Source organism: Nostoc sp. DSM 114160 (assembly GCF_053470305.1).
Window position 1 is genome coordinate 916,693 of sequence record NZ_JBPFGO010000001.1, and the last position, 14,396, is coordinate 931,088.

The window sequence follows — 14,396 nt, forward strand, 5'->3', positions numbered from 1 at the left end:
AGCACTCTTCATGCCACTACTAGGTTCTTGTCCACTTGTTTAAATTCGGTGTTACCTACCTTAGATTCGATCGCTGTACCCTTGAAGAAATCGGGGTTAGCTTGGGTGTAAAACTTGTAGGGATTAGCGAATACATAGGATTTGAAGTCGGCTTCGGAGATAACGTCTTCTTGTACGAGATCCCAGCTTTCAGCCAAGGGGGAGGTGAGGTCTGGTACATCCCAGTGACCAACATCGGAGGAATAGATGGCATTGATTTTGACTCCCAAGGGATTGGCTTTGTCGTTGAATGCCGTAGCGATCGTGCGATCGTCTGACTCGGAACCAAAGAAGAAACTATTCACCCAGCGATCGCGGATGTCTTCAATTGTTTCAATGCCTGCGGCGGCAAAATCATCCAATTCGCTACCAATTGGCGCACGGCTATGACGGCTGAATGAAGCTCCCAGTACAGTCTTGGTCAATTCTTCCTTATCGAGGGAATACCCTTGAGTAACTTCTGCACCGTAGCGCTCAAATATTTCAAACAACTCATCGGCATTTGTCAACGCTGGATTGTAGTTTTGCAGTGCTTTGATGTTGCGCTTGGAAAAACGATCTACCAAATGGATGTAGACACGCGCACCCCAATCTGCACCACCTTCCAGCATTGCTACGCGCAACTGCGGGAAACGCTTGGTAACACCGCCGAAGAACAGTGCTTTCGCAAATGCTTCCGAACCATCGGCGAAGTGACCGATATGGTTGTTCATGTAGTTACTGATGGAGGAGCGGCCAGTCCAACCCTGACTGCCGTAATGGGTGGTGACAGGTACGCCAAGTTCCACGACCTTTGCCCAGAAAGGATCGTAGTCGTATTCACTATCTAGTCCGTAGAAGTCGATATAAGAAGCATACTTGGCAATTTCAGGGAATTTATCGGCTGGATATTTATCAGCGATCGCTTTGATTGGCCGTTTTACACCGCCAGTGATATTAATCACCTTTAAACCCAGTGTTTTTACAGCAAACTCTAGCTCCTCAATGCCTTCTTGGGGAGTAGTTAAAGGAATACCAGCAACCGGTGTCAAGCGATCGCTATATTTCCGGTAAATATCAGCATGATAGTGATTGACCGCACGTTGCAGTGCTTGACGATTCTCTGGACTCGCTCCAGCCGGTGCTAAGACATTGTTGGGAAACAGCACCGAATAGTCCGATCCTTGCTCCGCCTGACGCTCATAGAGAAGTCCGGGGAGGGTGTAAGTTGCCAAATCCAATGTGTTTTTGGTAACTCTAGCCCACCAAGGCGATCGGATTGTGCGGTTGTATTGACGTTCTTCAGGAGTTTGTTGATACCAGTCTTTACCGTTGCTCTTAGAGTTCAGACGGGAAGCTTCCGTCTTGCGTAACTCATCTACAAGTTTCACACCGCCGTACTTAGCGATGTAATCCTCAAAAGCTGGCGTGAAATCATTGGTGTGAACGTCGGTGTCGATTACTGGATAATCAAGGGTTGCTCTGATTGCAGCAGAGCGTGAGGTCTTCAATCGGCTATATTCAGTCATGTTTTTTTCCTTCCCTACAACAAAAATTACAGGTTTTTTCAGCATCCAATGCTGCTATTGACAAATACATTTCCTGTAGAGACGGCGATTTATCGCGTCTCTCCACAATTGTCTGTAGGTGGCGATCTACAGAAAGTGCAATTTAAAAGGTATGGCATAAGCATCCGTGAAAAATTGATTTACGCTACAGCACTATCAACACAGTGCAGATATGAAAAATCATTTACGCCAACACCAATCTTTCATCTAGTTGTTTAGCAGCAAAACGATTGGCCGGACGACGCAATCCCAGGTTTTCGCGCAAAGTACTGCCTTCGTATTCAGTACGGAACAGTCCGCGTTTTTGGAGGACGGGAACGACTAAGTTAACGAATTCATCCAATCCTGTGGGAAGGATTGGCGGCATGATATTAAAGCCATCGGCTGCACTGTTGTTGAACCATTCTTCTAGTTGGTCGGCAATGGTTTCAGGAGTACCAAGTATGGTGCGATGACCTCGTGCAGTAGCAAGAGAAAGATACAACTGACGCAGTGTAAGAGTGCCACGAGTAGCCAAATCTCTAACTAGTTTGAGACGACTTTTGTTAGTGTTGGTGTCGCTGGGTAGTTCGGGAGCCACATCATCTAAAGAATATTTCGACAAATCCACACCCTTGTAATAGTTCTTTAAAATCCCCCAGGCGACATCGGGATGAATTAACGATTGCAGAAATTCGTACTTCTGTTGAGCTTCTGATTCAGTCCGACCAATGATTGGGAAAGCACCAGGCATGATTTTGAGATCGTCTGGCGATCGCCCATATTGTGCTAGCCTACCTTTGACATCAGCATAAAATTCTTGGGCATCAGCTAGGGTTTGATTGGCGGTGAAAATCACTTCGGCAGTCTGTGCAGCCAAGTCCCGTCCTGATTCCGAGGCTCCAGCCTGAACAATCACCGGATAACCTTGAGGCGGACGACCGACGTTTAAAGGGCCTTTTACAGAGAAATATTTGCCCTTGTGGTTCAATGTATGGAGTTTATCAGGATCGAAATAGACACCAGACTCTTTGTCCCGGATGAAAGCATCATCTTCCCAACTATCCCATAGACCTTTCACCACTTCCACAAACTCTTCAGCTCGTTCATAACGCTGGCTGTGTTCTGGGTGATGCTCAAGTCCGAAATTACGTGCAGCATTCTCATTGCCTGTAGTGACTACATTCCACCCGGCCCGGCCCTTACTCAAGTAGTCTAGGGAAGCAAACTTACGTGCCAGGGTGTAGGGTTCTTCATAAGTGGTCGAAGCGGTGGAAATGAAGCCGATGTTTTGGGTTGCAGAGGATAAAGCCGAGAAGAGGGTAACAGGCTCAAAATGGGCAATTTTACCATTGCGATGCTGAGTTTCTGGAGCGCCGCCCCAGACTCCTGGACTATCTGCCAAGAAAACTGCATCGAATAAGCCGCGTTCGGCGGTTTGGGTAATTTCTTTGTAATGCTCAAAATTCAGTCCCGCATCTGCTTGTGAATCGGGGTGTCGCCAAGCAGAAACATGGTGTCCGGTGGCTTGAATGAATGCACCTAAACGAATTTTGCGTGTTGTACTCATATATTTTTCTTTTCTTATAGTGCGTTAGCGGAGCGTCTCGTAGAGAAAGCTTAGGCTCGATATGGCTGATTTGCGCTACGCCAGTTATGATTACTGCTGCTACAAAAGGTAGGCATTCACCTCTTGCTAGACACTCAATGTCGTCATGCAAAGCTTTTCTAGTAACTTACCGTTGAGTTACCTACTAATTGCTCAAAAATCAAATAACCGAACTGTAAGTCAGGTTAATACCACAGCAAAATTAGGAATTCTGCTGCTTGGCGCTTTAATCACCATAAATTTATCTAGTAATTTTACTTACCAGATAGAGCCTACACAATAAATACAAAAAAAGATGTGCTGGAAATCACAATAACACGAAAAACTAATAATTAGTTTTTCAAACATTAAGTATTGCAAATTAATTATTTACTGAGTATATAGTTATTTAACGTGAGTTCGACGAGTGCGATTTTGACCTCTCCCCCAGCCCCTCTCCTACTAGGAGCTACCGTGTATACACAAGTCAAAAAAAGTTTGATTTTCCATTGTTCTTTCGTTTGTCTCGTTCTCATGAAGAGCATGAGAATGCTCCTCGTTGAGGCTCTGCCTCCAGTCAGATATTGAGTCAGAGACTCAATGAATGCATTCCCAGTCGAAGACTGGGAACGAGGAAAGTCTTATCAAGCTAGGTTTTTAGGACTTGTGTATACACCGTAGCCTACTAGGAGAGGGGAGCAAAAACTCTCCTTACTCGTTACTCCTCCCTCTCCTGACAAAGACGCACTCGCGTTCGCCTTTTAAGAGAGGGAGGCTGTCCGGGAGAGGTCTGTCGAACTCACGTTTATTTATGGTATTGAAAGGTTATTACACAGTTCTCTAGGTTCCTTTGACCGAATGACACTAAGTTATAGGGTTTATGAAGGCAAACTACTTGAGCCTGTTTTCAAAATTGTTAGACCAAAGCCAGTTCAACCAACGAGCCAGACGCTTGCAGGGAATACTAGAAGAATTAAGACGTTTCTAGACTTATCGCTGTCAAGATCGGTTTGTGATTGATTTCTTTGTACAAGCACTACTGGCTGATTCTATTAATTATCAGTTTTGCCCGTCTCTACTTCCTAACTATTCGATCTGAATCCTGACAAAACTTTTTGGTTTACTTACTTTAGACGTATTTACTAAACAAGAATATAAACAGCAAACCTTAATAAGTTTTAATAGAAAATAATCCGCAAGAAATAGATTTAACCTCAAAGCTACGTGTTACAGTTAATCCATTATTAACCTATTGTTAACCTATTGCTTGATTGAGCTATTGGGTAATCGAGGAAATGACTAAAAGTATCATTAATCACGAAAAATTAAGTCTGTCGGATAAAATTTCATCTGACTTAATCTCTACACAACAAAGTAATAAAGTTAGACATAATACAACTAAAGCGATGGCAGAGTCAACGGAGTTACAGCCTTCAGGTGCCTTGCAAATAGTTCATGTAACTACCGGGCGCGTGCGACTCCGTACCACTGACAGTAGTCTTAACTCAATATTAGACAACATAGCTCAAGATTTACGCTCTATAGAAGGAGTGAGGGAAGTTTCTGTAAACGAGCAAACGGGCAGTTTGGTGATTAATTTTGATGAACATAAGCTGTCATTCCCGCAGATTTTGGCGTTAAAATCCGATCTTCAGATTCAACAGCCGCCAGCTTCCTCTGATTCACCTAGCAACACCGATCCCTTTGCAGCTTGGAAATCGCTTTCATTTTGGAAAGAACAAGGTATTTCCTTAATTCCCATGATGACAGGCTTGGCGGTAACAGGAGGGTTAGGAATTCATGGCTGGGTTTCGATTCCAGTTTATATGATTACGGCGGATGCAACCCGTGGTGTAATTGGTTATCTTGGCTCTCAAGTTCCGACATCAGAAAAAAACGAAGGTAATCACACCAGTTCTGCGATCGCAAGCGACATCTCCGAATCTACTATCCAACAAGAAAATAGTGAGGTGGTAGCACCTGCAAAGATTGACTACAGCGTAGTTCATCAAATTCCGGGACGTATTCGGTTGAATGTGCCAAAAATTGCCCAAGATCGAGCCTATGGGCGGCGGCTTGAGAGAATAGTGAAAACTGATGCTCAAGTTACCAGCGTGCGTGTGAATTTTGATGTAGCATCGATCGCGATCGCTTATCAGTTTGGTGATATCCCATTATCTCATTGGGTGAGTCTGATGGAATTAGCGTTGGAAACAAACCCACCAACACTAGGGAGCGCAACGGCTAACCAACCCCTAGAAGAAGTTAGTCAGACGAATGAAGTTACAGATCCAACAACGGCAAATCATCCTACTTTCGTCGATCGGACTGTTGAAGTTACAGACACAACAACGGCAAATCATACTACTCCAGAGTTCTCCAGTCTGTGGAGTAATCTAAAATCCCCGGCGATGTGTGTTTCTTTAGGATTTATGGCGAATTTACCTTTATAAACGTAAATTGCACCTTATCGCCCTGATTCTGAAACCCCGTGGCTGACAAACTTAGCTTACCTACAGCGATAAGTTAGCCAACCAGTCCAGAAGAGCGCAAATAATCAAACTTTTGATCGCTAATCAATCTCGCCGGATTGGTGGCTAATTTGCTCTCTTTACCCCAGCAAAGAGCCTGATTTTCATCGAAGTGTAACTCCTATTGGATTAAAGAAAAGTAATGGCAAAAGTAGCACTGCAACTACCATCACCCCTAAAATCTCAATTCACTGTGTTGGAAGGGAATGGAAAAGTTTCTTTAATTGACACTAATGGACACTCTCAAGCAGAGTTGCCCAATGTTAACTACAGCGTTGTCCCATACAACTTTGGGAAGACTGCGGTTTCGCCTACCTCGCTTACGTTGTGATGCAGATTATGCCAAACGTCTGGAAGTGTTATTAACAGCAGATGCGTTGGTGAAGAATGTCCGTGTCAAGCCTGCGGCAATGTCGGTTGCAGTTACTTATAAATCTGATAAAGTTTCCGAAGCGAAGATGCGATCGCACCTTCACGATTTGATTCAGGCTGCTAGTGTTGTAGTCGTTCTCAAAAACTCTACATCTTTATCAGAAACCGAAAAAGAGGCATCTTGGCCAGGTTTACAACTGTCTGCCGTTGCCACTACTTTAGCAGTACTAGGAGGGCCGTTAGGATTACCGATCCCGCCTTTGATAGTGGCGCTTCCCATCGCCATTGCCACACTTCCCGTCGTCCAACGAGCATGGGAAGGTATTAGGGTAGAACGAAAATTGAATATTGACTTTTTGGATCTGATGGCGATCGCAATTACTACCTTCCAAGGTCAATTTCTCACACCATCGCTGATGCTCAGTTTAATTGAAGTGGGCGAAAATATCCGCGATCGCACGGCTCGTTCTTCTGCTCAACAAACTCTAGATTTACTTAGTTCTCTAGGGCAATTCGTCTGGGTGGAACGCAATGGCGACAAGCAACAAATTCCCATTCAAGATGTGCAGCGTGGCGATACAGTAATTGTTTACCCCGGCGAACAAGTGCCGATTGATGGTAGCATTTTGCGAGGTAAAGCCCTGCTAGATGAGCAGAAACTAACTGGCGAGTCGATGCCGGTGCTGAAGAAAAAAGGACAACCAGTTTTCGCCTCAACGCTGGTACGGGAAGGACGAATTTATATTCTCACAGAACGGATAGGCAACGATACCCGCGCCGGACAGAGCATTAAATTAATGCAAGAAGCACCTGTTCACGATACCCGGATGGAGAATTATGCCACGAAATTTGCTCAAAAAGCTGTTGTGCCAACTTTGTTACTTGGTGGGGCAGTATTTGCCGCAACCCGCAATCCTTCACGGGCAGCCAGCGTTTTAACTCTAGATTTTGCTACAGGGATTCGAGTATCAGTCCCGACAACAGTTTTAGCAGCATTAACTTATGCTGCCCGACGGGGGATTCTCATCCGTAGCGGGCGGGCGTTAGAACAATTAGCAGAAGTTGATACCATAGTTTTTGATAAAACCGGGACACTGACTAAGGGAGAAGTCGATGTTGTTAGTGTGGAAAGTCTCAATCCAGCAACCTCAAGATTGCGGGTGTTGGAATTGGCAGCCGCCGCCGAACAACGTTTAACTCATCCAGTAGCAGAAGCAATTGTTCGCTATGCCCAAGCAGAGCAAGTGGAAATTTTGTCGCGTAGTAAGTGGGACTATCAACTAGGTTTGGGCGTACAAGCTCTGATTGATGGAGAGACAGTTTACGTGGGGAGCGATCGCTTTTTGCGCTCCAATGGCGTTAATACCGAAGCGCTAAACGGTCAGCAAAAATCTCCAAATTCAGCGATTTATGTAGCCAGCAACGGTCAACTTCAAGGTATTATTAAATATAGTGACCTTCTCCGTCCCGAAAGCCGGGAAGTGCTCGCAGCACTTTCGACGGTCGAAGGTGTAGAAATTCACATGCTAACCGGCGATAATCAGCGAACTGCGACTGCTGTTGCTGCTGAACTTGGTATCTTGCCAACGCATACTCACGCCGAAGCTTTTCCAGAACAAAAGGCAACAGTTGTCCGCCAACTGCACGAGCAAGGTAAGACAGTTGCATTTGTAGGCGATGGGATCAACGATTCGCCAGCTTTAGCCTACGCCGATGTTTCCGTTTCCTTTGCCAACGGTTCTGAGATCGCCCGTGAGACAGCAGACTTAGTGTTGATGCAGAATGACTTGCATGGTTTATTAGAAGCGATCGCGATCGCTCGTCAAGCCAAGCAATTGATTCGACAAAACACAGGACTTGTTGCTGTTCCTAACTTAGCAGCATTAGCGATCGCCGTTCTCTTTGGTCTTAACCCCTTAGCTGCAACGGTAGTTAACAACGGCTCAACAGTAGTTGCCGGCATCAACGGATTGCGTCCAATTCTCAAAAGTCGTCACCAAAAAACTCTACCATCGGCGAGATGATACAACTATGCCGACAGAGTAATTTAGAAAGCTTCCCAAACCTTTTAATTAATAGGAGGAACTTGAATATGGCACCTAAAATTAGTGATTTTATTGAAGACGCAGGCGCTCCCGGTATAATAGCCGGAATTGGTGCAGTACTTTTAGCACCTGTTTTGTTGCCCATTGTGGCTGGAGTTGGTAAACCCTTAATCAAATCAGCGATCAAAGGTGGAATTGGTCTTTATGAAAGAAGCAAAGGAACCATTGCAGAAATGGGGGAAACTTGGGAAGACATGGTAGCTGAAGCTAGAGCAGAACTTGCTGAGGAAAAACAAACCCCAGCCTTTGAAGCTAGTGCCACCCATGCAGATAATGTCCCCGATAATGGTGTGTAATTTCATCTACATATCAGCAAATTAAATTGTTCCTGATATCGGACTTTCAATTATCAAAATCTCAAATTAGTAGGGGGTGTTACGGTGTCTTACCTAACCCACCCTACGAAAATAGAAAATTTCATAAATCATTCATGATTTGTGAAAATGACTCTTTTTAACAAACTGCATACTCCTACGGAGCAGAACGCAAATAAAGAGAAATAAATAACTTCATAAATAATTTGTGACTGCTATATAATAAGCCCTTTTACGAAAAATAATCCACTAGACTAATTTCAGTTAAAAAGGCGATTTTATGTTGACAAATGGTTATAATACTTACAATAAAATGTCAGAAATTATAAACAAAACTACTTTCAAAACCCCGCCAAAACCGATATCTACAAAAGTTGTAAGTTCGACTCCCGGAAGATTGCGGTTGAGAGTGGCTCATTCTCATCGTCAACCAGAAAAAATGCAATGCATTGCTAATGCTTTGTCAGCAAATTCGCACATTAATCGAGTTAAGACAAATGTTGCTCATGGCAGTATTGTGATTAATCACGATGGTAATGATGGCAGTCTGGAAGATGTGCTAGCAACCCTTAAAGATTTAGGCATAATTTTTGCTGATGTTACCGAAGGTAACACCGAGGCAGCAGATGGAGTATCATCTGCGGTTGTTGACTTAAACCAACGCGTCAAACAGTTAACGCATGGTGCTTTCGATCTGCGGATTCTTTTCCCTTTGGGATTAGCTAGTCTTTCAGTACGGCAATTACTTAAGAAAGGGTTACAACTAGAAGTGATTCCTTGGTATGTTTTAGCATGGTATGCTTTTGATAGCTTTATTAAATTGCATGGAACTAGCCAAGAAGAATCAACAAACGAGTAACTAAAAAGTTTAATTAATCTGCCAAATTTTAATAGTTTTATCAGAACTACCACTAGCAAGAAATTGACCATTCTGGCTAATAGCAATAGAGTTTACTGCCCCTGAGTGTTCTGTGATAGTTTGTAGTAACTCTCCAGTTTGCAAATGCCAAATTTTGATAGTTTTGTCTGCACTACCACTAAAGAGAATTTCTCCATTAGGACTAACAGCTAAGGATCTAACCTCTTCTAAATGTCCATTCAAGGTGTGTAGCACTTTACCCGTAGCTAAATGCCAAATTTTAATGGTTTTATCTGCGCTACCGCTAAAGAGCATTTCTCCATCAGGACTAATGATTACTGATTTCACCTCACCTGAATGTCCGTTAATGGTGCGTAATGGATCTCCTGTGCGTGGGTTCCATAGCCTAATTTTACGATCGGAACTAGCGCTAGCGAGAATTGTACCATTGGGACTGATAGCAGCAGCATTAACTGCCGATGAATGCCAAAGAGTACAAATGCGTTCGCCTTTATGCAAATTCCAAATTTTAATTTTATTACTACCACTGGCAAGAATTTGTCCGTCAGGACTGATTGCGATGCAATTAACCGGTTTTTGATGTCCTAACAGAGTGTGGATTAACTTGCCAGAATTAGCGTTTAATACTCTAACATTACTTTTGGGATGTTGGGAACTACCAACAGCAAGAAAATTGCCATCAGGACTAATAGCAACAGATGAAATTTTGCCTAAATCTTCTGTGGTGCGGATAAGTTTACCAGTGTTGAGATTCCATATTTTAATGGTTTTATCTGCACACCCACTAACTAAAGTCTCACCATCGGGACTAATAACAACAGATGTCACCTTTTCGGAATGTCCCGTTAGAGTATGGCTAAGGACGGTATGTTCTAGTTTAACTTGATGTTTGAGGTTGGCGACGCAATTTAAAATTGACTCAACATCAGCAATACTTTGACTATCACCTACTGCGACAAAATATTCTTTTAGCTTTTTGATATATTCTTCATCTTTGATGCTGACTGCTGATTGCATTGCCTGAAGCGGGTTAGTAAAATTCTGTGGTGATATTTGGCGTAGTTGTAACCATGTATTCACAGAATAATCAAGCTGTTCGTTTGCCCAAGTACGTAGTTTACCGCCGTAGGTCTTACTTAAATGTGATAAACTTTGGGCTAATTGCAAAGCCAACTCTGGAATCCAGTAAGAACGCTCATTTTCCAGAGCTTGGTAAAGTTGTTTATAACCTGAAGCAATAACCTGTATTGATTGTAAATCAATACTATCTGATAGCAAACTCGGCAGCAACTCTGGTAATAGTGGAGGTACACCGCGATCGACTAAATGGTAAGCATCAGCTATCCAACCTGCAACCAAACAGTGATAGGTAATCAAAACCTGGCAAAGTTCTTCCAAGTCTTGACGATTGACTTGATATTGTAAAGATAACTTACTAATATCAATTCCTTTTTCATTCCATTTTTCTACCTTTTCTAAAATTGTCAAATTAACCACATTCTCTTTTCCAATGTGATTAATTTCCTCGCTTTCTTCTCCCAAAGCAATCAGTTCATCTCTAATTTTTTTCCATTCTAACGCTCGTCTTTTAGCAGACTCTTCCAAAATCTCTCGATAAGGTAGACGAGCAATTGTTTTATAAAAATAATTCCCTGGTTCTAAACCCCAGTAGGCAATCCGAAAATTTAAATAATCTCCATCCTTTTCTGATTCCAAAATTAAAATAGGCTCTGTTTTCAACATACTAAACAGAGCCTTAATACTTGATTCACTGTGAAAACGTTTACTATCCCAAGCTCCTGCTAACAACTCTGTTGGTCTAACTTGACTGTGTAAAGAGTAATGCTTGTTAAGAAAATCTCGTAATCCTTCAGCTAACATTAACTCAATTTGGGGAATTTTTTCATCTCGATTATCATCAAATCGATCAAAATTGATTTGAGGAGGAGCGATAAAAATTTTTAGTGGAGTGCGTCCATAATTGGTTTGTTCTAAGATTTGTGAAGGGTATAATCTTAAGGGCCAGCTATCAATAATTTTATTGACTTCTGGCAACTTGAGCGTTGTTTCTCGCTCTTCGGCGGCTATTCTTAATCTTGTTTCTTGATTGTCAACTACTAATTGCTGTTGGAGAATTTTTTCTTGTTCAAAATCTTCCAAATAACTGCTTTTTTGATTGGAAGCATTTATAACTTTGAGTAATTCGGGAATTGCTTCAATCGGTTTATATTTACTTAGAGCCAAACTGTCTTGACTTCTCTTTTGTACTAGCTCTGCAACAACAGGTGCGAACTCTAGTACCAGTTGAATTAGTAACCCTAACCCTTGCGGCATAAACACATACCTAAAAACTAAATAAAATAAATAAGCAACGCTTGTATGAAATCAAGCTAATACTCTTATCCAGTCAATTCATATATACTCTCGATCTTACTACTTGTGACTATAGTAATTCAACAGTCATAAGTTACAAATTTTACATTCAACCCTATGTATACTTAAATATCTGGAAATAAATCAACCTGATGATAGCAACAGCTAGATTCACTACTGGGATAGATTTTTTCACTCAGAAGAATATGTATAACTAAAGTAAAATAAATGCAGTTAAATAAAACGCTATATCAGCACATTAATAGATTATTTTATCTTTTGAAACTAAAACATCATATAATCTTATGACTAATAGAAATCGGCCTCATTCTGACAAAAAAGCTAATTTTTATCAGCATTTATCACCAAAAAATGCAGTTAAAAGCGCAGCTAATAAAACACCACCAACTCCAAAAATATTCTATAGTATTGTCCATGCAATTCCTGGACGCATTCGTTTTCGTATTCCTCTGTTAGCCAGAGATACAGAGTATGCTAATAAACTCAAAATGATCATAGAATCTGATAATAGAGTTACAAATGTTCGTACTAATTTAGAAGCTACATCCATCGTTATCAATTATCAAGTACGTGTAATTTCAGACAATCAAATGCGCCAGCATCTGATTAGTCTGATTCAAACTGCCCGTGAAGCGATTGAGCCAAAAGAGGTAGCGACAAAATCAATTGTAGGTGCTATTTTTGACGCTTTAATTAATCTAATTGATAGTACGCGCAAACTCAACCAAGCACATAATGTTATTGTGTATCGAAGGTTTAGGACAGATGTTTGGGAACGGATACTTTCTACCTCAAGAAACATAATTAAGAAACTAAAATCTGCCACCATATTTATCTTGCCCTACAAGCGATGGCGATTGCGTGGTAATGGTGGGGTGAACTCCCAGGCTTTACAACTGCAACCTGTGAGCGAAAAGGTTGTGTAGTTGCCAATACAGTGGCCATTAACTTATTGATAGTTAAGAGTAAGTAACTTTGAACAACAGCGTCCCAGAACGTATGAAAATTTCTCTTTCCTAGTCCCCAGTCCAAATGTCCCTATTATCAATTAAAAAAAAATGGGTATAGCTCATTTCGATGAACTTCTCAATGAAAATCATTGGGTTAAAGCAATACATACTGCTGTTAAAGGAAGAGCTAGATATAAGGTAAATGGGCTTTACCATTCAGAAGCTCTCAAAAGATATCTGGAATCGAGATTATTAGAGCAGAAAATAATCTTAGAAGCTCGTGCTAATAGTTACACCGGGAATGTGCTTGTTATTTTCTCTCCAGATAAGAGTTTAAACGCGATCGCCCTTCGCGAAGCGTGTCCGGCAGGACAAGGTGGGTCTTCTCTTCGAGACGCTACGCCAATGACCATCGGGCTGCTTATTCAAGAAATTGTTTTAGATTATTGGAAAAAAGTCAATAAATCACTTGCTTCTTCTATACAAAGTCAATCAGTCAAGGCTCCAAAATCATCTGCCGCAGTCATTGAAGACAGTAACTTGCAATCCTTTGGCACTAAAAAAAATATAGCTTTGGTGAGGGGGAAAAATCGAAACATATTTGATTCAGCCGTACTGTCTCAAATATGGATGCAGCGACAATTACACCAAACAAGTAATCGATTTATTCCGGTATTGGGGGTTGTTAGCGCCTTTGTATGCAGCACCGGATTGTTGTATGCATATAATCTTGACGAAGCCATTTTGCTCTTGATTCAGAAGTTGCATACACCACTGCGCGATCGCATCATGGTTAGTATTACTTTTCTCGGCGATCCAGTAGTAATACTGTTATCTTCTTTGGGGCTGGCAATTAGTCCTTTATATTATAATCGTCGCCGGGAAGCAACTATCTTGGGCATAGCTGGAGTCGGCGCAATCTTACTAAATTATTTGATGAAACTATTATTTGGTAGAGCGCGTCCAGCACTATGGAAGCATATTATTAATGTGGGTCAACACAGTTTCCCCAGCGGCCATGCAATGGTCTCAATAGTAATTTACGGTTTTATCGGCTATATTCTAGCAAAACAGTTTCCTCAATGGCGCTTTTGGATTTATACCTTGACTGCGGTCTTAATTGCTGCCATTGGTTTTAGTCGGCTTTATCTTGGAGTCCATTGGTTAACTGATGTGACAGCTGGCTATGCCGCAGGTTTACTGTGGTTGATTTTCTGTATTCTTAGCTTGGAGACCAGTAGGAAACAACTCTTAGAGGATGTACAGTGACTTTTATTTGTTGCTGTGCAAAAGCAATAGACATCTTGCAAAAGTAGCTTTTGCTTTCCGGTTGGAGAAAGGTAAAAGGTTACTGGGTTTGGGAAAATTCCATACCTTTACCCTTTAACCCTTCCCCTTTTCCCCGACAAATGCCAAGAAGTCTAACGATCTGCTTTTTTTGTCGTGTCATAATAGCTCCCTTGCGGAAACCGGATTAAAACTTGTTGATTTGTGTGAGATATTGCGATCGCGCAGGCTCAAGAGTTCGCTACCCAAGCTCCTGCCCAAAATCTCATTCGTTGCTGGTTGAGTTGATGTCAAACTAACTTTCTTTTGTCACTTTGGGAGAACCCAATCGCTGAAAGACTTTCAGAGCTTTAATTTTCCGGTTTTGGCTACAAATAGTTACTATTAGAAAATAGAGGCTCAAAGGTTGA

At 41.9% G+C, this 14,396-nt stretch carries 9 protein-coding genes and 2 pseudogenes; 8 read left to right on the forward strand and 3 right to left on the reverse strand.

Going from position 1 to position 14,396, the window contains the following annotated elements:
- Positions 1-8 precede the first annotated feature (8 nt).
- Both NSTCB13_RS04355 and NSTCB13_RS04360 read right to left on the reverse strand, forming a co-directional pair.
- Complete coding sequence (locus NSTCB13_RS04355; RefSeq protein ID WP_448271471.1) at positions 9-1,547, reverse strand: amidohydrolase family protein; 1,539 nt, start codon at positions 1,545-1,547, stop codon at positions 9-11.
- 223 nt (positions 1,548-1,770) lie between these two features.
- Entirely contained in the window at positions 1,771-3,135 is a 1,365-nt protein-coding gene (locus NSTCB13_RS04360) for an LLM class flavin-dependent oxidoreductase (protein ID WP_448271472.1), read from the reverse strand.
- A gap of 145 nt (positions 3,136-3,280) precedes the next feature.
- On the opposite strand from NSTCB13_RS04360, the gene NSTCB13_RS04365 reads away from it, so the two are divergent.
- From NSTCB13_RS04365 to NSTCB13_RS04390, 6 genes and pseudogenes are all read left to right on the forward strand, one after another.
- Entirely contained in the window at positions 3,281-3,457 is a 177-nt protein-coding gene (locus NSTCB13_RS04365; protein ID WP_448268763.1) for a hypothetical protein, read from the forward strand.
- A 567-nt stretch (positions 3,458-4,024) separates the two neighbouring features.
- Positions 4,025-4,138: pseudogene (locus NSTCB13_RS04370) on the forward strand (IS982 family transposase); the annotation flags it as partial.
- 310 nt (positions 4,139-4,448) lie between these two features.
- On the forward strand, positions 4,449-5,606 hold the full coding sequence (locus NSTCB13_RS04375) for an HMA2 domain-containing protein (RefSeq protein ID WP_448271474.1): 1,158 nt from the start codon (positions 4,449-4,451) through the stop codon (positions 5,604-5,606).
- Positions 5,607-5,826: 220 nt separating this feature from the next.
- Positions 5,827-8,080, forward strand: a pseudogene (locus tag NSTCB13_RS04380) (heavy metal translocating P-type ATPase).
- Between the two features lie 68 nt (positions 8,081-8,148).
- Positions 8,149-8,457 carry a DUF5132 domain-containing protein gene (locus NSTCB13_RS04385; RefSeq protein WP_445628503.1) on the forward strand — a complete coding sequence of 103 codons (309 nt, stop codon included), beginning with the start codon at positions 8,149-8,151 and terminating at the stop codon, positions 8,455-8,457.
- 298 nt (positions 8,458-8,755) lie between these two features.
- Positions 8,756-9,334, forward strand: a complete 579-nt coding sequence (locus NSTCB13_RS04390; protein WP_448271475.1) for an HMA2 domain-containing protein — start codon at positions 8,756-8,758, stop codon at positions 9,332-9,334.
- 9 nt (positions 9,335-9,343) lie between these two features.
- Here the strand turns inward: NSTCB13_RS04390 and NSTCB13_RS04395 are convergent, their stop codons facing one another.
- On the reverse strand, positions 9,344-11,689 hold the full coding sequence (locus NSTCB13_RS04395; RefSeq protein ID WP_448271476.1) for a WD40 repeat domain-containing protein: 2,346 nt from the start codon (positions 11,687-11,689) through the stop codon (positions 9,344-9,346).
- 344 nt (positions 11,690-12,033) lie between these two features.
- Between NSTCB13_RS04395 and NSTCB13_RS04400 the strand changes: the two genes are divergently transcribed.
- Together NSTCB13_RS04400 and NSTCB13_RS04405 are read left to right on the forward strand one after the other, a co-directional pair.
- The gene (locus NSTCB13_RS04400; protein ID WP_448271477.1) at positions 12,034-12,675 is read left to right on the forward strand and encodes an HMA2 domain-containing protein; all 642 of its coding nucleotides are present in this window, start codon (positions 12,034-12,036) and stop codon (positions 12,673-12,675) included.
- Positions 12,676-12,807: 132 nt separating this feature from the next.
- Positions 12,808-13,968: a phosphatase PAP2 family protein gene (locus NSTCB13_RS04405; RefSeq protein ID WP_448271479.1), complete on the forward strand. Its 1,161-nt coding sequence runs from the start codon at positions 12,808-12,810 to the stop codon at positions 13,966-13,968.
- The last annotated feature ends 428 nt before the right edge of the window (positions 13,969-14,396 follow it).

What these genes read in the sequence shown, in the direction of transcription:
- NSTCB13_RS04400 (WP_448271477.1), top strand. Translation starts at nt 12,034, where the DNA reads ATGACTAATAGAAATCGGCCTCATTCTGACAAAAAAGCTAATTTTTAT.
- NSTCB13_RS04390 (WP_448271475.1), top strand. Translation starts at nt 8,756, where the DNA reads ATGTTGACAAATGGTTATAATACTTACAATAAAATGTCAGAAATTATA.
- NSTCB13_RS04365 (WP_448268763.1), top strand. Translation starts at nt 3,281, where the DNA reads ATGCAAAGCTTTTCTAGTAACTTACCGTTGAGTTACCTACTAATTGCT.
- NSTCB13_RS04375 (WP_448271474.1), top strand. Translation starts at nt 4,449, where the DNA reads ATGACTAAAAGTATCATTAATCACGAAAAATTAAGTCTGTCGGATAAA.
- NSTCB13_RS04395 (WP_448271476.1), bottom strand. Translation starts at nt 11,689, where the DNA reads ATGCCGCAAGGGTTAGGGTTACTAATTCAACTGGTACTAGAGTTCGCA.
- NSTCB13_RS04360 (WP_448271472.1), bottom strand. Translation starts at nt 3,135, where the DNA reads ATGAGTACAACACGCAAAATTCGTTTAGGTGCATTCATTCAAGCCACC.
- NSTCB13_RS04355 (WP_448271471.1), bottom strand. Translation starts at nt 1,547, where the DNA reads ATGACTGAATATAGCCGATTGAAGACCTCACGCTCTGCTGCAATCAGA.
- NSTCB13_RS04405 (WP_448271479.1), top strand. Translation starts at nt 12,808, where the DNA reads ATGGGTATAGCTCATTTCGATGAACTTCTCAATGAAAATCATTGGGTT.
- NSTCB13_RS04385 (WP_445628503.1), top strand. Translation starts at nt 8,149, where the DNA reads ATGGCACCTAAAATTAGTGATTTTATTGAAGACGCAGGCGCTCCCGGT.